The 22,475-nt window shown below is 44.6% G+C and carries 40 protein-coding genes; all 40 read right to left on the reverse strand.

All coding sequences use genetic code 11. The annotated features are described in order from the left end of the window. Nucleotides 1-8: 8 nt before the first annotated feature. The 40 genes from SB847_RS09165 to SB847_RS09360 all read right to left on the reverse strand — a co-directional run bounded on the left by SB847_RS09165 (nucleotide 9) and on the right by SB847_RS09360 (nucleotide 22,414). Nucleotides 9-1,043, reverse strand: coding sequence for a DUF3383 family protein (locus SB847_RS09165; protein ID WP_014470554.1), 1,035 nt, complete (start codon nucleotides 1,041-1,043; stop codon nucleotides 9-11). 4 nt (nucleotides 1,044-1,047) lie between these two features. Beyond that, nucleotides 1,048-1,518, reverse strand: a complete 471-nt coding sequence (locus tag SB847_RS09170) for a phage neck terminator protein (RefSeq protein WP_042635086.1) — start codon at nucleotides 1,516-1,518, stop codon at nucleotides 1,048-1,050. After that, the gene (locus SB847_RS09175; protein ID WP_103042008.1) at nucleotides 1,475-1,864 is read right to left on the reverse strand and encodes a hypothetical protein; all 390 of its coding nucleotides are present in this window, start codon (nucleotides 1,862-1,864) and stop codon (nucleotides 1,475-1,477) included. The genes SB847_RS09170 and SB847_RS09175 overlap by 44 nt, the downstream gene beginning before the upstream one ends. Next, complete coding sequence (locus SB847_RS09180) at nucleotides 1,864-2,367, reverse strand: hypothetical protein (protein ID WP_410577583.1); 504 nt, start codon at nucleotides 2,365-2,367, stop codon at nucleotides 1,864-1,866. The genes SB847_RS09175 and SB847_RS09180 overlap by 1 nt, the downstream gene beginning before the upstream one ends. A 4-nt stretch (nucleotides 2,368-2,371) precedes the next feature. After that, nucleotides 2,372-2,707 carry a phage head-tail connector protein gene (locus SB847_RS09185; RefSeq protein ID WP_410577585.1) on the reverse strand — a complete coding sequence of 112 codons (336 nt, stop codon included), beginning with the start codon at nucleotides 2,705-2,707 and terminating at the stop codon, nucleotides 2,372-2,374. 14 nt (nucleotides 2,708-2,721) lie between these two features. Beyond that, entirely contained in the window at nucleotides 2,722-3,591 is an 870-nt protein-coding gene (locus tag SB847_RS09190; protein WP_410577587.1) for a phage minor head protein, read from the reverse strand. 11 nt (nucleotides 3,592-3,602) lie between these two features. Then, nucleotides 3,603-3,806: a DUF7302 family protein gene (locus SB847_RS09195; RefSeq protein WP_016938712.1), complete on the reverse strand. Its 204-nt coding sequence runs from the start codon at nucleotides 3,804-3,806 to the stop codon at nucleotides 3,603-3,605. 13 nt (nucleotides 3,807-3,819) lie between these two features. Next, a complete protein-coding gene (locus SB847_RS09200) occupies nucleotides 3,820-4,680 on the reverse strand; it encodes a phage capsid protein (RefSeq protein WP_014470561.1) in 861 nt (286 codons plus the stop codon). 14 nt (nucleotides 4,681-4,694) lie between these two features. Further along, the gene (locus SB847_RS09205) at nucleotides 4,695-5,414 is read right to left on the reverse strand and encodes a DUF4355 domain-containing protein (protein WP_410577589.1); all 720 of its coding nucleotides are present in this window, start codon (nucleotides 5,412-5,414) and stop codon (nucleotides 4,695-4,697) included. Between the two features lie 267 nt (nucleotides 5,415-5,681). Continuing rightward, a complete protein-coding gene (locus tag SB847_RS09210; RefSeq protein WP_410577591.1) occupies nucleotides 5,682-7,115 on the reverse strand; it encodes a phage portal protein in 1,434 nt (477 codons plus the stop codon). A gap of 3 nt (nucleotides 7,116-7,118) precedes the next feature. After that, nucleotides 7,119-8,330, reverse strand: a complete 1,212-nt coding sequence (locus SB847_RS09215) for a PBSX family phage terminase large subunit (RefSeq protein ID WP_410577593.1) — start codon at nucleotides 8,328-8,330, stop codon at nucleotides 7,119-7,121. Beyond that, complete coding sequence (gene terS / locus SB847_RS09220; protein WP_410577595.1) at nucleotides 8,317-9,072, reverse strand: phage terminase small subunit; 756 nt, start codon at nucleotides 9,070-9,072, stop codon at nucleotides 8,317-8,319. The genes SB847_RS09215 and terS overlap by 14 nt, the downstream gene beginning before the upstream one ends. Before the next feature lie 172 nt (nucleotides 9,073-9,244). Beyond that, on the reverse strand, nucleotides 9,245-9,562 hold the full coding sequence (locus SB847_RS09225; RefSeq protein ID WP_003237415.1) for a hypothetical protein: 318 nt from the start codon (nucleotides 9,560-9,562) through the stop codon (nucleotides 9,245-9,247). A gap of 167 nt (nucleotides 9,563-9,729) precedes the next feature. Beyond that, entirely contained in the window at nucleotides 9,730-10,191 is a 462-nt protein-coding gene (locus tag SB847_RS09230) for a sigma factor-like helix-turn-helix DNA-binding protein (RefSeq protein WP_315956692.1), read from the reverse strand. Then, complete coding sequence (locus SB847_RS09235) at nucleotides 10,191-10,397, reverse strand: hypothetical protein (protein WP_016938703.1); 207 nt, start codon at nucleotides 10,395-10,397, stop codon at nucleotides 10,191-10,193. Before SB847_RS09235 ends, SB847_RS09230 begins: the two co-directional genes overlap by 1 nt. A gap of 14 nt (nucleotides 10,398-10,411) precedes the next feature. Next, the gene (locus SB847_RS09240) at nucleotides 10,412-10,540 is read right to left on the reverse strand and encodes a hypothetical protein (RefSeq protein WP_014470571.1); all 129 of its coding nucleotides are present in this window, start codon (nucleotides 10,538-10,540) and stop codon (nucleotides 10,412-10,414) included. Nucleotides 10,541-10,714: 174 nt separating this feature from the next. Beyond that, nucleotides 10,715-10,918 (reverse strand): hypothetical protein, encoded by a 204-nt coding sequence (locus SB847_RS09245; protein ID WP_410577597.1) that lies wholly within the window; start codon nucleotides 10,916-10,918, stop codon nucleotides 10,715-10,717. Nucleotides 10,919-10,964: 46 nt separating this feature from the next. Next, nucleotides 10,965-11,255 carry an alpha/beta hydrolase family protein gene (locus SB847_RS09250; RefSeq protein ID WP_151296268.1) on the reverse strand — a complete coding sequence of 97 codons (291 nt, stop codon included), beginning with the start codon at nucleotides 11,253-11,255 and terminating at the stop codon, nucleotides 10,965-10,967. A gap of 33 nt (nucleotides 11,256-11,288) precedes the next feature. Beyond that, nucleotides 11,289-11,723: a hypothetical protein gene (locus SB847_RS09255; RefSeq protein ID WP_410577599.1), complete on the reverse strand. Its 435-nt coding sequence runs from the start codon at nucleotides 11,721-11,723 to the stop codon at nucleotides 11,289-11,291. Between the two features lie 211 nt (nucleotides 11,724-11,934). Further along, nucleotides 11,935-12,174, reverse strand: a complete 240-nt coding sequence (locus SB847_RS09260; protein ID WP_410577601.1) for a hypothetical protein — start codon at nucleotides 12,172-12,174, stop codon at nucleotides 11,935-11,937. A 233-nt stretch (nucleotides 12,175-12,407) separates the two neighbouring features. Then, entirely contained in the window at nucleotides 12,408-12,833 is a 426-nt protein-coding gene (locus SB847_RS09265; protein ID WP_410577603.1) for a YopX family protein, read from the reverse strand. Beyond that, a complete protein-coding gene (locus SB847_RS09270) occupies nucleotides 12,830-13,162 on the reverse strand; it encodes a hypothetical protein (RefSeq protein WP_410577605.1) in 333 nt (110 codons plus the stop codon). Before SB847_RS09270 ends, SB847_RS09265 begins: the two co-directional genes overlap by 4 nt. Continuing rightward, a complete protein-coding gene (locus SB847_RS09275; RefSeq protein ID WP_410577607.1) occupies nucleotides 13,162-13,761 on the reverse strand; it encodes a dUTP diphosphatase in 600 nt (199 codons plus the stop codon). Before SB847_RS09275 ends, SB847_RS09270 begins: the two co-directional genes overlap by 1 nt. Next, the gene (locus SB847_RS09280; RefSeq protein ID WP_410577609.1) at nucleotides 13,758-14,156 is read right to left on the reverse strand and encodes a hypothetical protein; all 399 of its coding nucleotides are present in this window, start codon (nucleotides 14,154-14,156) and stop codon (nucleotides 13,758-13,760) included. Before SB847_RS09280 ends, SB847_RS09275 begins: the two co-directional genes overlap by 4 nt. 12 nt (nucleotides 14,157-14,168) lie before the next feature. After that, on the reverse strand, nucleotides 14,169-14,306 hold the full coding sequence (locus tag SB847_RS09285; protein ID WP_016938691.1) for a hypothetical protein: 138 nt from the start codon (nucleotides 14,304-14,306) through the stop codon (nucleotides 14,169-14,171). 109 nt (nucleotides 14,307-14,415) lie between these two features. Next, nucleotides 14,416-15,240 (reverse strand): DNA adenine methylase, encoded by an 825-nt coding sequence (locus tag SB847_RS09290; protein ID WP_410577611.1) that lies wholly within the window; start codon nucleotides 15,238-15,240, stop codon nucleotides 14,416-14,418. Between the two features lie 3 nt (nucleotides 15,241-15,243). After that, complete coding sequence (locus tag SB847_RS09295; RefSeq protein ID WP_101605420.1) at nucleotides 15,244-15,501, reverse strand: hypothetical protein; 258 nt, start codon at nucleotides 15,499-15,501, stop codon at nucleotides 15,244-15,246. 12 nt (nucleotides 15,502-15,513) lie between these two features. Next, a complete protein-coding gene (locus tag SB847_RS09300; RefSeq protein WP_239819260.1) occupies nucleotides 15,514-15,915 on the reverse strand; it encodes a hypothetical protein in 402 nt (133 codons plus the stop codon). Then, entirely contained in the window at nucleotides 15,912-16,142 is a 231-nt protein-coding gene (locus SB847_RS09305) for a hypothetical protein (protein ID WP_410577614.1), read from the reverse strand. Before SB847_RS09305 ends, SB847_RS09300 begins: the two co-directional genes overlap by 4 nt. Next, on the reverse strand, nucleotides 16,139-16,570 hold the full coding sequence (locus SB847_RS09310) for a hypothetical protein (RefSeq protein ID WP_410577616.1): 432 nt from the start codon (nucleotides 16,568-16,570) through the stop codon (nucleotides 16,139-16,141). Before SB847_RS09310 ends, SB847_RS09305 begins: the two co-directional genes overlap by 4 nt. A gap of 31 nt (nucleotides 16,571-16,601) precedes the next feature. Further along, nucleotides 16,602-16,805, reverse strand: a complete 204-nt coding sequence (locus SB847_RS09315; RefSeq protein WP_003155894.1) for an XtrA/YqaO family protein — start codon at nucleotides 16,803-16,805, stop codon at nucleotides 16,602-16,604. An 80-nt stretch (nucleotides 16,806-16,885) separates the two neighbouring features. Then, on the reverse strand, nucleotides 16,886-17,038 hold the full coding sequence (locus SB847_RS09320; protein WP_196213796.1) for a hypothetical protein: 153 nt from the start codon (nucleotides 17,036-17,038) through the stop codon (nucleotides 16,886-16,888). A gap of 119 nt (nucleotides 17,039-17,157) precedes the next feature. After that, a complete protein-coding gene (locus SB847_RS09325; RefSeq protein WP_410577618.1) occupies nucleotides 17,158-17,616 on the reverse strand; it encodes a DUF1064 domain-containing protein in 459 nt (152 codons plus the stop codon). A 144-nt stretch (nucleotides 17,617-17,760) separates the two neighbouring features. Continuing rightward, the gene (locus SB847_RS09330) at nucleotides 17,761-17,904 is read right to left on the reverse strand and encodes a hypothetical protein (RefSeq protein ID WP_410577620.1); all 144 of its coding nucleotides are present in this window, start codon (nucleotides 17,902-17,904) and stop codon (nucleotides 17,761-17,763) included. Nucleotides 17,905-17,913: 9 nt separating this feature from the next. Further along, the gene (locus SB847_RS09335; protein WP_410577622.1) at nucleotides 17,914-18,696 is read right to left on the reverse strand and encodes an ATP-binding protein; all 783 of its coding nucleotides are present in this window, start codon (nucleotides 18,694-18,696) and stop codon (nucleotides 17,914-17,916) included. Continuing rightward, nucleotides 18,686-19,645, reverse strand: coding sequence for a hypothetical protein (locus SB847_RS09340; RefSeq protein WP_410577623.1), 960 nt, complete (start codon nucleotides 19,643-19,645; stop codon nucleotides 18,686-18,688). Before SB847_RS09340 ends, SB847_RS09335 begins: the two co-directional genes overlap by 11 nt. Before the next feature lie 181 nt (nucleotides 19,646-19,826). After that, nucleotides 19,827-20,666 carry a recombinase RecT gene (locus SB847_RS09345; RefSeq protein ID WP_205161030.1) on the reverse strand — a complete coding sequence of 280 codons (840 nt, stop codon included), beginning with the start codon at nucleotides 20,664-20,666 and terminating at the stop codon, nucleotides 19,827-19,829. Between the two features lie 2 nt (nucleotides 20,667-20,668). After that, a complete protein-coding gene (locus SB847_RS09350) occupies nucleotides 20,669-21,619 on the reverse strand; it encodes a YqaJ viral recombinase family nuclease (RefSeq protein WP_410577625.1) in 951 nt (316 codons plus the stop codon). After that, a complete protein-coding gene (locus tag SB847_RS09355) occupies nucleotides 21,619-21,804 on the reverse strand; it encodes a hypothetical protein (RefSeq protein ID WP_103041985.1) in 186 nt (61 codons plus the stop codon). The genes SB847_RS09350 and SB847_RS09355 overlap by 1 nt, the downstream gene beginning before the upstream one ends. Beyond that, entirely contained in the window at nucleotides 21,797-22,414 is a 618-nt protein-coding gene (locus SB847_RS09360) for a hypothetical protein (protein WP_315956707.1), read from the reverse strand. Before SB847_RS09360 ends, SB847_RS09355 begins: the two co-directional genes overlap by 8 nt. Nucleotides 22,415-22,475: the final 61 nt, after the last annotated feature.

The following is a 22,475-nucleotide window of genomic DNA, read 5'->3' on the forward strand; positions in this document are numbered from 1 at the left end:
CTCCCCCTTTAGATTGAAATTTCGCCTGTAATTGAGGCGGAATGAACCGCGCCGGCTAATTCGAACGTGAAAGAAAGGCCGTCATACACGCGATTTTTTCTGTTCTCGTCTGATACTTCAGAGCGTTTTTTTGTGCTGATTGTGTAAACGGGCAAACCGTCTTCATCAGAAGCGACAATTCCATTTGAAAAGGCTTTTTGAAGTACATTCGTAACCTGAACACTCAACAATGAAAAACCGGCATTCGAGAACGGGATTTTACCGTTATTTGAGAATGCCGATTGAATGGATGTTTCAATATTTAATTTCACCCAGTCCTTGCCGTGCAGGACGTCAATATACTCGCCTGAAGCAGTAATGCCCTCTGACGTTTCGCTGTGGCCTGCTTTGGTCACATAAGCGATAGCTCCCTCTTTGTGGAGCTTTTGCAGCTCGTCCGCTTTCAGGTCTTGCGGGGTGACTCCCACAATGTTTTTGAACTTCCAAGTAACTGAACCCACTGTCAGGGAGCCGACGGCACCAACCAGTCCGGCGTCTGGATGCTCGCTTGTTATCGGGTGATAAAAAACGATTGTCCGGTCCTTCCCGGTATAAGAAGTGACTTCTTCCCGATCTGTTACTTGCAGAACGAGGAATTTGTATGATTTTTCTTCCATCGCTTTTGCTGCTTCCAGCTTCTCGTCTGCCGTCGCATCAGCAAGAATGAGGAAGTGCCAATCATTATCAAAATACTCGTCAAAAGCATTCCGAATCGTAAATGTGGCAGCCGCTCCCGCTCCGTCGCTTTCCCCGTTTTCCGGGTTACCTCCGTAAGTACCGATGGCTACTTTTGATGGAGCATTGTCGCCCTGCGCATAAATAGCAGCAGCCTTTTTATATGCGGGTGTTCCTTCTGGGTAATCCGCTTTGACAGCTTCTATTGAGCCGTATTCTTTATAAGTGTTGTGTCCGGCAACCTTCGCAAGAATTAGGGGTGTTCCTAACCCTTTAAGATTCGACGGTTTCACCAGGTCAATTTTGACCGTTACATCACTAAGTGGCATGTGTTTAACCTCCTATGGTTTCTATTTGTGCGGAATCAAAAAACTCCGCTTGTGTCTCTCCATAAGCCGCTCGCGTTCTAAGACGCATATCAAAGCCGTGACGGCGTTCTGTGTCTATCGTGATAAATGTATCCCGATTCCCGAAGCCATCGTTTCTCACCCACGCCATGCCGTTATCATGAAGCGTTTGGCGCGCGTCAGCAGTTTTGAAGTAAGAAGCTGTTTCTTGAGCAAGAGAAATGACTTCAATGTGACTGTTTGAAATCCATGTAAAAGAAAAAACCAGCTCAATGTCTTCCGTTAACACTCCTTGTTCCTCAACACCCCTGTGTTGCGGTAAATACGGAGAAGTAACGGTATACGTGCAAAAAGGGTATTCAGGCTGTTTACCTGTCCCGTTTGCTTCGATAACGACATGGCCGGTTTTCTCTTTAATCATTCTGAGAACCGTTCTGATTATGCTGTTGTAATCCATCTGAATTGCTCACCGCCTTTAAGATATAGGAATTGAAATCGGCGTATGTCCCGTATGGCGTCATTGCTTCCACCAAAAAGGTTACTCCATCAAAAACCACTTGAGCTTTGAAAGGGATTTTCCTCTGGAAGTACAGTTGCCTGTCCATCTGTGTAAGCCGTCCGCCGGATTGATAAATTAATTGCGCCTGCAATGGGACAATAGCGCCTTTTTCTTCCGATTCCACCGGCTTGCCCTCTACCCATTTTCCGAGATCGTCATAAAACCCCTCAGACGCCGGGAGCAACAATGTAAAATCAACGCTGTATTTCTCAATCAGATCACCGAACTGAAAGTGATTTTTCATTAGCTTTCAACCTCGTAATCCATAGAACCGATCATTTCCCCGGTATCTACTAACGGATTTGAAGAGCCTTTTTCCTCCGTTGTAAAAGGATGATTGGCAGGACTCCGCAAGTCTCTTGCATAAGTCTGCAGCCGGCCCTTTGCCAGTAACCCGACCGCGTTCATGATGTCATTAATAGAATCGCCGTTCTCTATGGCTCTATTGACCAGTTCCTCTACCTTTTGTACAATCTCAGCTTCATTTTCATCCCAGCCACCCCGTAAGAATGACCGTTCAGGGATATTAATAAATTGTGTATCCTTCTTGAGATAAAGACCTTTGGCAGCAAGATAATTCCGCATGCGCTCAGTTACAGCAATACGGCAACCGAACTCGTGAACAGCCGCGATCATTTGGCGGTCGCCGTCCAGCACACCGACTTTCATTTTTCCTTTTGGTCCAAGGTTCCTAAGTAATTCCGGTATACGGTTTGTATCCCGCACCCGGATATTTCGGCGCCCCATTTGATCACCTCAATGGTTTAAAACGAATTTTTTTGTATGGCCGAAAAAAATCAAACGCAGGTTTATACCTTACGTCATCCGCCGTGTATGTCTTGCTCATTCCGCCAATTGATTCAGCCTGGACGCCTTTCGGGCTATCCCGGTCTATTTCAATCATGAGGGCAATTCCTTTCTTCACAGGACCTGGTAATGATTCAACCCCGTCTGGTCCGACAAAAGAGTTATTACACTCCTCCTTAACGAAAGAAATTGCGTCTTCAAGGTCAATTTGTAGCTTTGCATCCTGCGAGGTGTCATCCTCGGGGATTCCCAACCGTATTTTTAATTCTGACAGGTCCATTTCTCTCAGTCCTTTCAAAGCACGGGTTCATATGTCGCGAAGCACCTGCAATTTATATCATTTGAGGGATCTCCGCTTTGTCCCGGTGCCGGCGCCCTCACAGACTTGCCGTTTTTATCTTGACCGAGATCAAACAGCTCATTTACAAACCTGGCCTGGCCTTCTAAATGAACATGATCCGCGTTTCTTCCCTCACGAACCCGCTCGTCACCCATGTTGTGCCATATCTTTTTCATGGCAATACCATTGGAATCAGCTTTCGTAGCTGCGTCCAGTGTCGCTTTCTCCCGCACTCGATGCATTTCTGTTCTGGCAATGCGCTGCGCACGGTTATAACTGACGCCCACATCAGCTTCCAGCTCCTTCGCTACCTGAACAAAGCGTTTCCGCTCAATAAAGCCGCGTTCAATCGTATGATTGATCTTCTGAACTGTCTTTTTACGGTCCGTTTCGATTGCTTTGAGCATATTTTTGCTTGTGATAGTCTGCGAGATTGACGCGGGCGCCGCCCATGTGACAGGCAATTTTCCTTTCGATGAACGGGACAATTTAAAGCCGACGGCCGATAGGATACCAAGCATGAGCCAGTTATACGATGACTCGTAGGTTTCATTCAGAAAATCAAGAACAGCCGTTTTAACCTTTGCAGAAAGGGCAGTAATCAATGACGCTATATCCTTCTTAATCTGAGAAAGATCATTACTCCGATTCGCGTCAGCAAGGCTGATTTCGCGCCCTTTATCAAGCTTGACAAACAGGGCAGTCAACTTGGAAAGTATTTTTTCGGAAGTACCACGAAAAAGCCGCTTCAGCTTCCGTAAAAACTCCTGCATCTTACGGGTTAACGGCTTCAAAAGCTCTTTTTCAGTTTGTTCTTTATCCACCGCTATCCCTCCTATTCGTCAGATGCTTTTTCACCAGCGTCAGCAGATTCTTGATTCTCTTCATCTGTTGTTTTGTCCGCTGTCTTTTTGCTGTTTTTTTCAGCTTTTTTAATGGGCGACTGTACTTTTTTGTATCTGTCCTCTTTCAAAAGCTTATTACCGTGTTCATCCTCAACAAACCAAGTTGAACCGGTATCAGTATTTTGAATCCACATAAAAAAGCCCCTCCTATTGTGGACGGGCTGCGCTTAATACTGCGAGCGCTTCCGGTCTTGTTACTTTGGCGCCGTACAAGTGAAGCCCTTTTACTGCATCAGCAAAACGTTTCTCAGGGCGATAAGCCTCGACTTGGGTTGCTTGGTCTGCATAAGACCACGCCATTCCGTGGCCGGCGATAATCTTATGATTTTCTGTGCCGCCCTCTGGTTTAGAAAGTGGAGCGTTGTTTGATTTTAATACCGTGAATCCGGCCGCTTGTCCGATAACACCATTTAAAAGGCGTTGTTCTGAAGACATGTTCCCAGCCTTTACAAAACGGTCATCTTTTAGCATTAATCCTTCATACCAAGGCGTTACAACTACCCAGCGCCCCTGTTCCGGCACGTCTGCTTCATCCAATTTCACCGAAAGATCAACCAGATATTCGTACGCGTCGTTTTTTGTTGGTGAAACAACTTTTGTATCGCTGCCGATCGTATGAGCTGCATCCACATAATGAGAAGCAATATATGAATCAGCAGTATTTTTCAGAGCGTATGCTGCCTCTTGCATAGCCGCGTCCATCAACTTTGGATTTTGTTGAATTTTATCAACGTCATCAATCTGAAAGTTGAAATATTTTGACTGGTCAATGAGAAGCTTACGGCTTGTAGAATCAAGTGTTTGAGCGTTATCCATGTCTTGATTTTTAGTGTAATCGCCCACACTAACGCGCCCCATATTGTTGATTGTCACAGAGTCACCAGCAGCAGTGATTTCTCCCTCGTAATCTCTGTTAATGACTCCCGTTTGACCATAAACCAAAGTTCTTTGTAAATTGCTCAGCAGTCTTGCACTCCATAATACCGGAATAAAATTATCTAATGCCATGTGTTTTTATCCTCCTATTGATTCTTATAAAGAGCTTGGATACGATCCCAGTTTTGATTGACTTCCTCGTGACTCATCTTTTTGATGTCTTCTTCTGTTAACGGGGCTGATGCTCCGCCTGATGGTGTCGGCGTGCTGCCGTTCTTTTTGAAATGATCGTTTACGATGCTTTGTTCAAAAGTCTTGAAGGCTTCGGCCAAGGTATTCAAATTTTGTTCTGTGGTCGCATCGTCCTGACCGATAAAAAAGTCAACAAGATTAGTAGGCAAGCCCTTTTCCGTTGCAATTGAAAGGGCCGTATTTCTCAACGACTCCCGCGTTTTCTCTTGCTCAAGGTTCTGGAATTTTTCCTGCAACTCACGTAATTGCTTTTGTTCCTCTGTTTCAGGAGGAAACCGCTTTGAAATCTCTTCCTCAAGTTTCTTCGGCAACGTATTTTTCTCATACGTCTTGATCGCCTCTGTCACCCTTGCATCAGATGTTGATTGAAGCAGCTTCTTTCCCTCGTCATTTGTTTCTAGGAAAGCCCGTACTGCATCCAGCGTGAGTTCTCCGCCGCTCGGCTGTGGTGCTGGATCGTTACTGGTTCCACCTGCTGGCTGGGCTCCCGGTGTTGGATCAGCCTCGCCCCCAGGTTCGGAAAAATGCTGAAGGTTAATGCGCAGTGGCAGCCTTTCTTTTTTCATGAAATTCATTGACGGACTGACTGACTTATCCGTGTTTAATCGTTTCATTTCTGTGTGTCCTCCTTGCCCTTATCAGTTGCCGAAGCCCCTAACAAGTTCAAAAGTATTTCGGTTGCTCTTTAACGCCTACAACGCGAAAAAAAGGCATAAAAAAAAGCCACTCAAAAGAGTAGCTTGCTGCTCAATTAGTCGGAAACGTTATCTTTCTTCCCGTTCAGAAACAGTGACTTTTTTACTTCAGCATATATTTCGTCAGATTCAATCAGCAGGTTTTCGTTTTCCAGCATCCTCAACAAAGAATTAATCCTAAACTCTTCATTCAGACGGCTGTTTTTTTCTTTTGTCCTTTTGAAAAGCTTCATCATCCTCATTCACCTCCTGTTCCTCATCTTCATCCTGATTATCGTCAATGGTGTAGGCATCTGCTTCTGCTCTCATTCTTTCAATCTCAAAACGCACATCATCAATGAACGATAGTAGAGCAAGCCGCGTTTCCTCGCTTACCAGTCCTTTGAGTTCCGCGGATGCTTGAGCCTCTTCGAGAATGTTCGCAGGAAGATTCCGCTTGAATTGAAACCATAGTTTCAGATACGCGTCTTTGCCAGCCAGTATCCTTTTGGACCATGCCGAGCAGAGTATTTTATACTGATACCGGAATGCCGCGGTCATTTTACGTTCCATAGTAATTGCCTTGTGTTCCAGCGCCATAAGCTTGTACCGCATGGCAACGCCTGTAATAGTACCCCCGAAAGAGCCGTCAGAAAAATTGACTGTCTTCGCAAAACGCAAAATATTTTCTTCCAGCCGGTTCAAATGATTTTCGATCATGGCGTCGTTTATTTCCTTGGTTAAAAACTTCACGTCGCCGTTATCGTCGAAGACTTCAAACACGCCATTCTTTTTCAACTTTTCCATATCCTCATCATCGAGTGAAGCCCCTTTTACAATCAAGTATGCAAGCCGGAACTGTTCGATTTCGTTCGATGCGTCTGACAAAGTTCTGTCGTATGCATCAATTAAAGAAATGACTTTTTCAGTGTCGCCTTTCATTTCTTTATTGTTCGGAACACCAAACAACGGGCATCCATTGAAAAGATGCGGCTTCGTCTCAATAAGATCGTACTTCGCTTTATCAGACGACTTAAACGAATAAATGAACGTTTCATCGTAGAAATCAGCCCGATATGACTCGACTTTTTTGCCGCTCACCCACTCAAACACTGAATAATACCGCAAAGCATATGTGGGCTCTGTTATATCGTCTAAAGCGAGAATAATGCATTCCCACGGATCAACGTTTCGCAGGCATTCGTTTCCGTCTTCATTAACAAACAGCAGGCGGGCGCCGTAACCGCAGATGGAAGCCATTTTCCCGAGTTCGGAATCGGCGTCCTCAATGTTATTTCTCGTATTGAAAATACTCACTTGGTCTTTCAATTGCTTATCTTCAGTTTCATAAGAAATGGGATGTCCAAACATATAGCCTGTCTTAGTATCAATGATTTCAGAGTCAAATGAGTTGTTCAGCTTATTGTTTACCTTGTCATCAATACGCTGCACCTTATCGGTTCCCGCGCTGCCATAATCAATGATGGACCGTGTTAATATGGGAACGCCTGCCGGATCAGCCTTATATCTTGCATATAGCTTCATCAATTTTTCACGAACAGGGACGTGTTCATTAATCATCATCTTGATAATGTCACCGTTGATTCCACTCTGGCGAATTAGATTTATATATTCCTTCATTGGTCACTCCCCCTTTCTGTGTTTCGGCTTGTTGTGGGTATACAGAGCGTACCGGAGAGCATCCAGCACGTCGTCCCATTCCTTTACAGGGTCGCCGGTCTTTTTCTTTTGATTCCAAACATACATGAAAATTTCTTTTTTGAAGCGCTCAACCTTATCTTTCACGATGAATAATTCATTCCGCTTAAACAGCCGCGCCACTTCTTCGATACCGGATATGACCGCCTTATCAGCGTTCAATGCACGCAGTTTCTCCCTGCGGAATCGCTGAACATGTTCCGGCCGCGCAGTATCGCAGTAGAAATTGATGTTGCCGTATCGCTCTTTGATGTCCTTCGCTATCTTCACCCAGTAATCAATTTCCTCATGTCGCTTGGCATATTCTTCGAGCAAATAAAAACACCCCTGGTCATCTTGTCCGATTACAACAATAGAACCCGGATGCTCATATCCCCAGTCAACGCCCGCAAAATACTTCTTGAAATTGACGCGCCTGTTTTCCAATTCCTCAGAGCTGATATAGTGAATGTCCTTATTGAAATCCTTGTATATGACTCCTTCAGGCGCCACCCAATAACCGTGTATATCCCGATCTGTAAACATGCCACTCGGCGTCGATGCCACGATGCTCTCCACATATTCCGGATCGAGAAAATTGTTATCGAACAGCGAGAAATGAAATGACCGGATGTTCAGCCGGCCGCTCTTCAACTTTTGCCCGTCTTTGTCGATATAATCGGTTTTAACGGTGTGCATCGGGTTTTCGGGGTTTGTATCCATCATGACCACAGCGCCTTTGTAAGAGCACCGGGAAATGACTTCTTTTACAAATGAATCATGCAGGGCGGTCGCCTCATTCAGAAACGCGCCGGCTGACGTGAACCCCCGCGCCTTTTTCCATGAATTTGCGTTTGCTCCGTCAAAGCAATATACCTGATTACCGAATATCTCAACGGCGCTCGACTTATTGAGTTTCAATTCCTTGCCGAGAATCTGTTCTAAATCATTCAGAACGTTCCGCCTGATAGTTCCCAGGTTCGCCCCGCCAATAACAAAATTCAAACCCATGTTTTGATACTTGCTGACGTGAGCAAGAAACGCCAAAAGGAGCACGAATGTTTTTCCTGCCCTCTTTGCGCCGCTACAAATTAAAATTTTGGGCTGCTCTTTTATGAAGCTGTCCCAAACTTCCTTTTGCTTTTTATTCAGTTCCATCGGCATTCACCATTTTTCTCAACATTGTAGCAATCTCATTTTCTTTGGTGTTTTCGTCGCCGCCGTTAATAGCCTTCTTAGTCTTCTCGATATTCAAGCGCATTTGTTCCAATTTAAGGCGCCGCTCATCTTGCTCATGCGCCAGCTGGTCAAATTGCTTGATCAAGCTCCGGAGCTCCCCCATTGCCCGAGATTGAGCATTCAGGAATGCCGCCTGCTTATCCCATGCGAATTGTATATCGTACTGCAGCTCTTCCACAAAGTGAGCTTTTGAAAGACTGCCGTCCTCATTTATGCTGAGGTCACCTTTTATTTTAGAGACAATTTTCGTAGTATCGTTTTTATCCTGCACAAACATAATGCGTTGTGCCCGCAGAATGGCCGCGTATTGAATCTGAATTTGATCCCATATCATATCAGCAGGGGAACGCTCCTGAATCTCTTCCATGATTTCAAGCGTTTCTTCTGGCAGATACTTTGAGAAAAACCCATGCGAAACCGCGTTTCGATTTCTCTCCGGGGCGCCGCCGTTGTTCCCCAATGCATTTTTATTACCGGGTGGGGCGCCTGCCTTTTTTGTGTGCACACTTTTTTCAGAGGGTGCACCCTTTTTTCGTTCCCAACCATGCCGCTGCTTCCACGATTTAATGGTGTTCATTGACACCCCGTATTTTTCGGCAAGGTCCTTGTATTTCATGCCTTTGGCGTAATCCTTATACGCCTGAATGTGCTTTTCAGCCATCTACATCCACCGCCGCCTCCTTTTGAATTGAGTTGTTTTGGAAAAAGATATTCCCTCTAAACTGCCACCGTGCTCAAGCCGTTAACCGCCAATTGTCTATCCTGAGACTTACCGGAAGCAGTTTACAGAGAATATAAAAAAGCACTTTCACAAAAGGAAAGTGCTTGTACAATTAATTTAATTCATCTACTAGTTTACGCAATTCTTCAGCTGCTTCTTGGACACCTGACGAGTAATCTTCTTTAGGTGTGTCTGTATCACCTAAATACAAATACTTCTCTAAAAAGCTATCAATTTTCGCTTTATCCTCTACTGAACCATCTCTGTAATATGGTGAAACAGCAGCTACAAGAACGGTAAAAGCACGGCCGATTCTATCAATATAATCTGCATCAATTACACCATATAATCCACCACGACCGTTAAGGCGAAGTGCTTTTCTAGCTGCCGTCTCTAATCGCATGGATATTTGATGATTTATTAAAGCCATAGTATCACCCCCCACCTTATTATCGGTTAAGGAGTAAGAGAAAGGAACAATTCGCGAAATTTGTCGAACGAAAGCCCTACACCCAATAAGGGCATAGAGCTTAATGATCACTATATGAAATTGGTGGGGACGCAGGAATATTTCGCCTCCCCGTCCTGCCTTCCAGTTTACACTGCGGATTTTATCTGATTCAACAATTGCAAAAGCTGACACGTTTCGCACATTTGGCACAAATGGCACACAATATCATTTTTAATGCGTCTGACTGTTTCGCGGGAAACGCCAAGATGCAGCGCGATTTCACGAAACTTCATCCCTTCTAACATGCAATCAAAGACAATCCGGTTTTTTTCGTCCTCTATTTCTTCAGTAGAGCGCTCAAGAAAATCAACGATAGTTTCGTATTTACGGAGCCGCTTTTCCCGACGATCCATCTGACGTAATTCCGCCTGGCTTATTCCGGCTGATCCTCTCGGCATTCCTGCTTCGTCACCGTAAGTAGCCACAAGCTTCTGCCCGGTAAACTCCACCTTGTTAAGAATGCGGCTCAATCGACTGATCTCCCGCAGCATAAAATTATAATCACGAATCCATTCTTCGATTTCCCAAGCCATCATTTGATCAGACATTATAAACTCTCCTTTTGTCCGTAAATAGAATATTTCTCATTCCAACCGTTCTTTTTTTGTTCTGCCAGATATTCGGTTTTAGATACTTCCTGAATTGTTAGGCTGCACTTTTCCATCAAGAAACTTTTCATATTCTCGAATAAATCTTCTTTTCCGCACAAAAGATTCACGATTTTCCCATTTTGATAGGCGAATCCATACTTCACACCAAACACTCCCTTTATTTGCGCCTTAAAGCGCCGCCCTTGCCTCTTTTCAGAGTTTGCATATTTTGTCCCATCATCCGTTGCCAAAAGCGATCTGATCGCTCAGAAACATTTTTATCTGGCTCCTTTTTCTTCCGCTTCATGTCATCCCTCCTGATAACAAAAAACGGACACCAACCAGAGCGCAGAAAAAATTCTGTGCAATGATCAGTGTCCGCAGGCTTTCCGTCTTGGACTTATTTATTTTTAAGCTCCCTAGCTGGTATTCAGCAGGTTCTTTTTATTTCTTGGTATACTTTATTTTACCATGATTCGGCCTAAATATCGAAACCAAGTTGTTTCATGGCAGAGCATACCGCCAATGGCAAAACATCGCCCGGTTCTACATTTGGATTCTTTTTGAATTCCTGATAGTAAGCCACAATTAACTTTGATGATTCGGCTACCGTTTGCAAATGGAAAGGAATTATTTTTTTAAATTCATCTCGAAACATTTCTAATTCAATATCTGAAAATTTCATTGTCACTGGAACCCCCTATAATGTATCTGATAAAACCTATTTTCCTTCAGAGGCCGGCTTTCTCTTTGTATTGCTCCCAAAAGCCGTTCACTTCATCCAAGTAACTTGCAGCCTCGGGGCTTTTGCTTTCAGCCTCTTCCCGAATTGCGTCAAAAGCCTCTTCAAATTCATCGGCGGGCGTCTTTAAAATCTCATATTCATTGGTAGCGAGGGCAGTTGCAAGCGCGACAGGATCAACGCTGTTTAACGGGGCCCATTCTCCCTGCCAATTCCCTAAGCTAACACTTTTCCGTAGGCTCTCAAAAGCCGCAGCCTGTTCTTTTGTTAATTGTAGCATTGTATTTTCCTCCGATTCTTCTTTGAATTTATCTTACTTCACAATGAATTTTGCTGATTCAAATGTTCCGATATAGTTCCGCTTGCTGGAATCAGAGTAGCAGTCCAGCTGGATGACATAGGTTCCCTTTCCGGTCTTATTCCGGATCGTTTTCACGTTGAATGATTTCAGAGGCGTTGCCGTTTTGAAGCTGCCCCGCTGTACTAAATTCGTATCAGTCAGCCCGCCGCCGCTGCGCTTCTTGTATACGCCAGCCGTGTAATAAAGAGTGCTTGAGCCTTTTTTCTCAGCTTTCCAGTCCACCGTTGAGGCGCCGGCCGTGTATGTCGCGGCATCCGTAAACACCCGGCCGCTGTACCCGGATTCATTTTGCCAGCCAGACCATGCTGCGGAAGCAGACGGCGCAACGGCCGCCGCTCCCGCAAGTAATACTGCTGATAGAATGATTGATTTGAATAGTTTTTTCATTATTTCCCACCCTTTTCTAATATCTGTATTTAAACGGATTAGCAAAAACAAACACAGGTTTACGTTTATCGAATCCTATGCACAGAACCCTTTTACATCCGCAACCGCTATCATATTCTTTGTGTATGCATATCAGCGGCTTAATGTTGTTTAAATCCCATTGTTCTTTACGATGTATGTCAAAGCTTTTAAATTTCATTCCGCGCCCTCCTCACTCATATTTTTCTGAATAACTATCCCAACCGCAACGGCACTTTTGCGCGTACCATATTGAATGCCCTTCTTTATTCCGTTTCAACAGCTTCCCTGTTTTAACTGACGTTTCATACTCCACCGCCATTTCCCCATAATCAATAATCTGGTCGTTCCCGCACTCCGGGCATTCGTAAATGTCCATATGCCATAGTTCTAATTCACTTTCGCCGCAGCTAGGGCAAATAATATCTTCCATCACTCCGCGCCCTCCTTCTTCCACCTCTTTTCTTTATTGTCTATCAGAAGACCATTCCAACGCTTCTGTTAGAGCGTCGTGTAGACTTTCGTCACTTGTTTCAAATTTACAAGAAATTCCGATGTCATTGGGACAAATATCAAGTTCGAAAAGCTGTACACACCATAGTTCATTTGATGAGTAAATATTAATTTGGTGTCGCTCTCGTAGCTTCATTATTAATTCATGAGATTTCATTTCGCTTCCTCCAATAACTCAGGATTTTGGTAAACGTCGCCGATGACTTTATTTGTCGCCGTCTCAGAAAACAACGGTCTGCACTCTTCTTTTTTCTCATTGACGATGCACCATGATCCGTCAATCATTTTCACTTCGCCTATGAATGGCTGCGGGTCATACAAACCGCCGGGCGCTGTTTCCTCCTGCTGCACAATGTCTCCTGCATAAATTCGTTTCTGTCTCCCGTATGTTTGAAACTGATCAGTACCATCTAATAGAACGGATTTCCCATCTATATTAGCAGCGACTATATCCGCGCATAAACTTGCGGCATTATCTTTATACAACGTCCATTCCATACCTCTTATGAACAGGCTCAAATTCACGTCGCCCCAATAAAACATTTGTTCTCCGTTCCATACTCTGTATGCTGTTTTCATTCTAGTGAACCGTCCCAAATAAGCATTTCACTCGCCGGAACGTTGAACGTTTCCATAATCAGATGATGATCGGTTTCGCCATATTTTTTCATCACTCTTTTGTATTCACTAAGGGCATAATCACGGCTTACCTCATTGATTTCTTCATCTTGAAAATTGTCGTAATCGTCCGTGTCAGCGACGTTCTCAATGTAAATTTTCTCGGCTTCAGCCTTGTCTTCCGCTTTGAGAAGCGAGTAATATGGATTAAGGATTTCATAGAATTTCATTGTTCTTCCCCCTTCAATTGTTTGGATGTCTGAAATGATCGAGTTGTCAGTGTGGTTCATCAATACCCCTCCTGCTGCCGCTGGTGATTGACGGCGTTTTTGTCCATGTAAGCCGCTTCGATCTGTTCCAAAGTAAATCCGAAACCGATAGTTCCAATGCTCAAGAACAAGGCCCAAGCCAAACTGAAACTGGTCTTTTTAGTGTCCTGATCTTTGGACATGTAAGAATTTAATAGCATCCATTTCATTTCTAGGAACACACCTGTTAAACCGCCTTCAAATCCATTTTTCTTCATTTCGACAAACCCTTCTTTCGGTAGACTCATAGTATCTTCCCAACCTTTTTTAATGGCTATTGAAAGGAAAAAGTGGAGGCAGTCGACAAATTCTTCAAGCAAAGAATACGATTTATAGCCATGCTCAGGTTTCCATTCAAGGGCGCCTCCGTCCTCAGATGGTTTCCAGTTATACTCCGGTTCTTTCGGCAGCTGGTTATTACTCCAATGCTTGAACCAGCGTCCTTCATTTGCAAATTCAGCTAATTCAGTATCCAGAGCAACATAAGCGTTCGGCAGCAAGTCCTTCCCCTCAAGCCCCTTTTCTTTGATGATCCGATCGTCAAGCACCTTTTGCATTTCAAACATTTTTTGTAAATTCATTCCGCATCCTCCTCAGGAAAAATATCAATTTCCACTTCCGCTTCTAAAGTCCAGTAATCTGTTAAACCCGGGTAGTTCAGTTCACCATCTAAAATCGATTGGATTTTTTGAATGGCGTCGTTTGATATGTTGGCTTTTGCTTTTTCGTACCAGCCTTCGTACATATTCTCGTCTTCATCATCGAGATACTTATCAATCATCAGATCAGCGTTCGGCTTCCATTTCCTGCTGTTAATGATGACCCAAGTTTTTTCATGATGAGGCTTTCCGCCTTCTATTTCAGCTTTTACTTCGTCTACTGTATAGAGAAGTGAAGGGTTGATAGCAGTAGCGATTTTAATTTCACCGGTTAATTCAGACAGTTTTTTTGCAGGTTGCTTTAAGTTGATTTTCATTTCCTGTTCCCCCTATTTCCGCCCGCCGACGGTATTTTGTAGAAATTCATGCACATGACACATAAGCAGCATGCCGCCTGTTTCCGGTCCGTGCTTTTCACGGAAGACAGCCAATGCTTGTTCGAAAGCCTGCCTGTAATCCTGTTTCATACTATTTCCTCCTCAGCGCCCATGACGCGCCCACAATGCGGGCAGCGTGCATCTGCGCAGGTTTCTAAATCAAGTTTTTTATAATCTCAGTCCGGGCAATGGTATTCGATCATGACCGGGCCACCGAATCAAATAAGCTGAGTTGAGTGATTTTATAGTTGAACAGCAATAATTCTTCAGCTCCTCGGCTTTTTCCGGATCCGCCAACAACCTGTTTGTATGCGGAAAAGGTTTCTGACTCCCAGTTCGGGTAGATCTCGAGTATCAAAGGATCATCGTAATAAGAAAGAACCACTTTCCCTTTGACCTGATTAAGCAGCCGGGCCAGTTCCCGGTGATCCTCTTCGGTAAAGCCGCCAGCATAAAACCGCTCGCGCCCAACATATGGCGGATCCACATAAAACAGAGTATCCGGGCTATCGTATTTCTCAATGATGTTGCGAAAATCCTTACATTCGATCATGACGCCCTTCATGCGGTTGGCGAAAGACTCGAAGGCAGCGCAGGCGCTTATGTATCCGCCAGCAGGGTTCTGTCCGCTTTGTGTGCTATGCCTCCAGCCTGTCTGCGGTACTTCCTCCGCGTTCCCCTTACTAATGCCGGAGCGATTCATATAAAACCACCTGACGGCCCGGTCAAAATCATTTTGCGGATAATCTTCAGTTTTCCATTTCTCATAGAGCGCCCGGCTGTACGGAATGGATTCGCAAGCCTGCTGCATGGCCTTCGGATCCTTTCTGACTTGCATCAAGAAATTCACCACATGGCCGTCAATGTCGTTATACACTTCATGACCTATTTGCGGCTTGTTTGCTATGACATGAGCCGCGCCGCCGAAAGGCTCGACGTACACCTTATGGGCGGGCATTTTATTTATGATGTGATCGGCGTATCGACCTTTGCCGCCAAACCAGATTAACGGTGAGCGTGCCATCCCTTAACCCCCGATCAAATTCGGCAACACGGAGATAGTGAAGAAGATGAGCCCCACGCATGCCCCGACCAGCCAGATATTTGTTTTATCCCGTTTAGCGATAATGGTATCGCCAATCATTTTCAGATCGTCAGACCGAGCGACAAGCGTCGGGATGTAGTCCGGGTGAACCTTTAAAAGCTCGGCTGCCTGCTCGACGGTCATTGCTTCGTCCTTCGTGGCCTTCACGTTCCGTTGCAGTTCTACTTGTAATGGCATCATTTTTCTTCCCCCCTATATGACTGAAGCCGATACTAAAACTGTCTCCTCGACGCTTATGGTCGCTGCTTTTCTGTGAAATGTCTCACCATCTATAACAATTGATGTTTTTCTTGCTTCCTCGTATAACGACGGGAATTTTTCAACAGATGATTCAGGAACAAGCCCCCATACTTTCCATTCATCCATTGAGTTCTCAAGATCCTCGGCCTCGTAATAATGCCCCTCCCGAAATTCCTGATCTAACCATTCGTCTAATTCCAAGGAATTTTCAAATATATAGGCTTCGTCACATTCATGTTCATGAAAGACAAAGAAATATTCGAAAAAAGCGCCAGTACCGTTTGACTTAACAAAATCAACAAATTCCCGCCAGTTACTTTTCAAACCACCTTGATCAACATGTTTCACTTTCATTCCGCGTCACCTACAATCTGAAGTTTTTTATAATGAGCTACATGTCCGCAGGGATTTTCCCAAGTATGAACTTGTCCGAAGAATCCGTCCTCAGCGTGCTGCGTCAGCTGAGGATTTCCCATTTCCCCGCCACAAGTAGGGCATTCCCAAAGTGCATTAACTTCCTTGAACCCGATCAGGAAACCATTGGTATCGCGGGCGGGAATCGTTACTTTTTTTGTCTTCATTCCGCATCACCCTCCAATGCTTCTCTGGCTGTTTGCCCTCTATCAACTTCCATAAAAGAAGGGTTAAAATCGCCATAACGGTTTTCCATTTCAACCGTGGCCCATTGCGCCATGCGCATTGTTCTTCTGTATTTATTTTCATCTGCATATATTAGTAAGGCCTCTTTAAACCGCCCATTCTCCAACTGTAACCGCTGAATCTCTTCCTGAGCCTGCTGGAACTGATGAACCGTTACTTCCTGCTGGCGCTGGTGTTCCCGATTCATAGCCTGCACTATGATTACCTCTTCGGCGAGAGTAGAGATTATCGCTTGTAAGTTTTCAACAACAAAAGGAGAACACTTAGTATTGAATGAAAAAGAACATTTCCCCTCTGCATCTCTATGAAAAACAACATCGTTTGAAAAATTTATTTTATATTCTTTCATGCCCGTTCCTCCCCCGCAGGGGAAACCCCTGCTATTTGAATTTATGGCCGATCTCGTAATCACAACGAGCCAGGCCGCCTTTTATTGTTTGAATGATTGTTTTACCATGTTCCGGGGCGTCCATTAGATGAGCAGTCCCTTCGGTGCCATCTAAAACGATGATGCGGACTTTCCCCGGCTCGATGCTTTGCTGAATAGTTGTTTCATGATTTTTTATTTCTGTTGGCTTGTTCACTCTGGCCGCCCCCTGTGCTATGATAGAAGTACCAGTTCATATCAAAGCTCCGGGGCCTCAGCTTCGGTGCTTTTTTCGTTTTATGACGGCAGCCGCATCGTTAAGCCGGCAGATGGCTTTAATTCCTCGCGGTAGATGATCGGATACTTTTCGACGTAAGCTGCCAATTGCTCCGGCGTCATTTTCCACTCCTTAACTGGACCAGGCTTGTATGGATCGATTTTTTCTTGCATAGCGATAACCTCCTGAATTGATTTTGGGAATTTCTGAACCTCCAAGCTTTTTGCAATCCGCTCCCATGCGGCTGGCGCATCGTTTGTATTCGGAACAGAGCGTCATGCAGGCCATGAGCTTATCTTCTTCCTGTACCCACAACGGCCGATCGTCTGCGATTACCACGTTTTGCAGTGGTCTTCCCCGCCTTTCTTTTGAGTTTTTTCAGCTCGTCCAGCTCAATGAAGCCGAGTGCCTTATCCAGTGCCAGCACCTTGAGTGGCGTCTCGTAAAGCCGCTCGTACAACTTGCGTTTGATGGCAAATTCCTTTGTTTCTACACCCTTGATGTCAATAATCTCAATGCTTCCATCCAAGTTATGAACCTCAAAGTCTGCAATATATTCAATCTTCCGAAAAGTTTTGCCGTTCTTTTTGAATGCCTCTTGAAGCAGGAACCGCGGTTGCAGCTTGAAATCTTTGATCTGCTTGCTCACCTTGAGCCATTTCAATTGCTCATAGTATTTGGCTTCGGCCCGGCTATCGAACATGAAGCCGTCCACCTGTGTTTTTCTTGCACCGTATTTATTCGTTTGCATGTGATGCCTCCATATCTCTGACTAATTCCTTATCGGCCCGTTCCTGCGCGCCGTCGTTACCTCCCGTCAATTTGTTCCCAGTGCTGAATCTGCTTTTCTTTGTACGGCGCTGTGAGGATGATGGCCGGCAGCAGGATAACCGCTTTAAGCACTGTGCATCAGCTCCATTTGTTTGATTTTTTCCTCAAGCACCCGGATCGCCGGGGTAAGGTCCTGGCCGGTCGTTTGCTCGGCGGGCCCGAACAGATACATACCGCCGGATATCATAACGTTTGTTTTCTCTTTCATAGCAATCTCCTATTCGTATAGTGATTGGAGCAGTAGATCATTTTCCTGCTTGGCTTTTTTGCTCCTGATTTTTTCATCTGGCATACGAATTGGAAATGTCATTTTCTCAATCCGGCTGCTGATACGCCCTTCAGGATATTTAAGGTCTAATTCATCAATGCTCAGATTACTTGTGAAGATGGTCGGTTTCTTATTTTGCAGTCTGTAATCAAGAATGCGTGTGAACGTTTCCTCAACCCAATCGCTGACTTTCTCAACGCCTATATCGTCCAGAATGGCAAGATCAGCCGTTTTAACAGCCTCGATAATGTCCGAGCTTTTCACCTTTGATTCTCCATCAAAGGTTTTTTTGATTTCACCGATTAGATCAGCTGTTGATGAATAAAGAATCTTCATAGGGCTTTCCGGCTTATCATGCATTTTTATGATGGCCTTTAGGATACTTGCAGCAAGCCGGGTCTTCCCGCTGCCCTTCTCATGACTGTGGAAATAAAGTCCTTTTCCTTGCTCGCGCATCATATCGAATTTAAGCACATAGTTTTTTGAGGCCCTTTTGGCATTGGCTGCCCGCTCTTTAGAAATGTCCTGATCGTAAACATCAATTTCAAAAGAGTTTAAAGTGACATCCTTAAATTCTTCTGGTAGCCGGGCGCCGAGCAGTTTATTTTCTAGTGCCTTAACGGCTTTACAAGGACACTCTTTCATAAACTCCGTGTTTTCTTTGTGATCCTTCACCCATATGAGCCCTGAGCCGTCACATTGTTTATAAATGCAGTTTTCCTCAGAAATCACAGTGAGTGTCTCGTACCTTTCCTGAGAGGCCCTTTTCACGGGCAAGCGCTTCGAGTCTTTCAACTTCTGCGCTAGATGTGGATTGGCTTTCTCCAACTGCTTTAGGGCGGTTGCTAAACTGTTCATGATTTCCTCGTCCTCCCCGGTTCATTAATTTCATAAGTCCCTGCCGCGCTTTATGGTCACTCGTTCCCCGCAGAATACCGAGTGTGTACGCTTCTTTGCGGTCGTCGTATTTCTCGGCATGCTCCCACATAGCGTAATGAAGCTGATCGACGCTGTACTTACTCATTTTTTCAATATGGTTCGCAAGCAACTTCGCGGAAATTTTGCAATGTGAACGTGTAAGCCGGATGCAGTCAAGATATTGAACAAGTATGCCTTTTTTGATGCCTTCCGGAAGCGCGCCCATTTTAATAACCATGTCAGCGAATTTTTCAATTTCTTTTTCACTCGCCAGATTCATATTTTTTAATTCTGCTGCACTTAATGCGTCCTTCAATGTGTCTTCGTTGCTGATCTGTTGCGGCATTAAGTGATCAGCGTAATCAGGAATGTTTTTGAATTTACCTTGGTCTTGCATGTCCTCACCCTTTTTATGTTCTTGTTCCGAATCCCCGGTTTCTACTGGCGGAAATGACTCTGCTTTCTTCCCGTAATTCTTTATGTTTTGAAGCTTCTCATAATCAACAATCGTGATAATAGTTGCTTTGTTCTGCTTCATTCGTCTTGTTTTGATCAATCCTGCTGTCTCAAGTTTGCCGAGAGAGTACCGCATTTTTTTAAGATCAATAGATAGGTCCCTCGCAAGCTCCGCCACATTAATCATTGCTTCACCTGTTTTTAATGATCCAACGGGAGCGAAAACGGCCTCTTCGAGCAAACACATATAAAGAATCTTTTCGCGCCTATTTGCAAACTGCTGGCGGGGCTGAATAACATAACCCATGCCTTGCATTTCCAAGCCGCTCACCTACTTCCTTTCACACAGTGCTGTCATGCCGCTGATGCGGACTAAACGCAAGCCCGGTTCATTTGTTCGGATATAACCCTGAACATAATCACGGAACAGTTGCGCCCGGTTAGGCGCCCCTTCTGTCATCCACTTGTAACAGAAGGGTATGCTAACCTCAATCAAATGGCAGGTCATTTTCGCTAATGTCAACAGGCTTACCATCAAAAGGATCAGCATTCTGCGCGCTCGGCTTTTCCTCCGGTGCTCCGGCATCAATAATCTCTGGCTCTGCCATTTCGTCAGTAATGTCAATGCGCTCACGTTCCTCGTTATCCTCAATGACTGCCTTTTGCATTTCAATGGAGAGAATCCCCCATTTACTAAGCATGGATTTAAGAACGGTTTTAAGCGCCATTGCGTCCCAGTCCTTGCCCCAACCAAAGTCCGACTTACTAAACTTCTTTTTGTGTTTCTCTACTTGCGCCTTTGTCCAATACACTGTTTTCCGGAAACCGTTTAAAAGCTCAAAGTAAGCAGCGTAGCCAATAACCTCATCTGATTCCCGTTTTTCAAAATCAATCTCTATTTCCTCGGTTAGTGGGTTCCACTTTTGCAATTCTCCTCTATGGACAGATATGCAATTGATAGATTTATATTGGCCTGTCCGCAAAGCAAGCTGAATGTATCCCTTGTAACCAAGCTGAAATTGTGCGCGCCCTTTATACGGAACGATCCAGGCATAACCCAAGTTCTTATCCACTGGCAGATCAAGCGTTGCCGCCACCATAGCCGATGAAATTACACTCATAGGTTCTGCTTTTTGAAGAGTATTTTCACTGTTGTACAGACTTAAAATTGATGCTGTGAATTGAGACGCCCTTTTCCCTAGAACTTCTTCAAACCGGTTCATGACTGCCGGAGAAGAAAGCAGGCCCTTCATCGTTGTTCCCTGCGGCTGCCCTGGCGCGTTATTCTGTTTTTGAATGTTATTTTTAAGTGATTCATTTGTAGCCATATTTAGCTAACCTCCTTAATTCCAAAGCGTCTATATTGCACTTCTTTTGTGACTTTCTCATATACATCTGGAAACTGCTCTTTCAGTTTATTAGTGTCGATCCGGTTAGTTATAACCGGTTTCCAGCTAGTCTGATAGTTTCCAATGAATCCGTATTCTGCTTCCTTCATTTCGTGCTTGATTTGGTTTTCTAATTCTTTCGCCTGCAATTGCAATTCAGCGATGCTTTCCTTTAATTGCAAATACTGCTTTATCCGTTCACGGTTTACCGCTGTAAGATCAATAACCTTGTTGCTTTCCGTTTCCGCATACCTTTTTTTTAGATATTCTTCTGCTGCGCTTGATCCGTCCAATGCGGGAGCAACCCCACCCAACACCGAAGTATTCCAAAACTCGACTTCGGCAGTGAATATCATTTCGATTAATTCATCATCCCGCTCAATTTCTTTCCAGACGAATTTATTTCCGCCAATCAAAACAGCAAAGTATGCTTTTTTATACTCGGGACCAAGCACTCCAAGATAGTGCTGGACCTGAACAATATAGTCAGCAGGGATCTCGTCATTTTCCCATTCTTTCAAGTTGTATTCCGATGTGGTCTTACATTCCAAAATGGCCTTTTCTCCAACGATCATTCGGTCAACATTCGCCAAAATGAAATCATATTCAGGATGCTTCAGCATGGACTTTTTACGCCTAACTTTTTTCCCGCTCCGTACTTCAAATTCTTTTGCGACAATGTCCTCAAGGATTGAGCCGAAGTAAGCCGCCTCACTGGCTGACTCACTGACCGGGACTTGTCCTGTTTTGTCCAGCCATAATTCAAATGCGGTTCTCCATTTGTTTAACCCCAAGACTACGGAGGCATCTGAACCGCCGATGCCCTTCCGTCGCTCAAGAAGCCATTCGTCCCGACTCATGTCCGCTGTCGAAGCGAAAACCTCTGCTTGCATTAAATAATCCCTACCTTTCTTTTGTATGCTTCCGCACCAAGCCGCTGCCATTCTCGGTATGCGTCCATTGATGGGAAGGAAAATACCGGTTTTCCCTTACTGAACATGATTGAGCCGCCGACTTCTCTCAGGCGCTTCTGATCGTCCACCCGGTCACTGAAAGATGCTGTTACTGGTTTAGGCATCGTATCTTCCCTCCTTTTTTTCCTCGTAGAAGTTATTGGCTCTGTATACGAATCCCTCTGAATCTTCCTGCCCCCACGCATCGTTTGCAGGTTTGATTTGAACACGCGTTCCGCAGTTATCACATGGTGTAAAACGGAATCCTTGGGGGACGTGTTTTGTTTCACTTAATCCACATGAAGGGCACGAAAATCTTGTTTTCCACTTTTCACGCTCCCCCTTGTCGTTTGTAGGGAAAACAATTGGCGTCGCCAAACGGCGTTCACTGTTCAACAATTGAACCTGTCTTGGTCTTGAATTGATTTTTTCGGCAGGTTCAGCTTTTTCAGCAAGCCGATTTGTCACTGTATTTGTTGCCTCTCTCGCATCTGCCGCGCCTGCCTTATCGGTGTTTTTTTCTACGTCATCCTTTTGAGGAATAGCAGTAATAGACTCTGCTGTTTGACGGGCTGCCGTAGATATTTGTTCGGGACGGATGCGGCCAGGCATTTCATCGGCATTCATGTAAGTAATAATTTGATGGATAATTGAGCCTGCTTCCCGAGCTGTTAAACTGTCAGCTTCAAAATTCGCTTTTTTACCGATATTGTTTTCAAGGTTTAATTTGATCATTGTTATTTCCCCCGATTTCTAATTGTTTTTAGACAGGTAATTTGGTATAATTAAAGGAACA

Source organism: Bacillus sp. SIMBA_026, from assembly GCF_046535335.1.
In the GTDB taxonomy this organism is placed as follows: Bacteria; Bacillota; Bacilli; order Bacillales; family Bacillaceae; genus Bacillus; species Bacillus velezensis.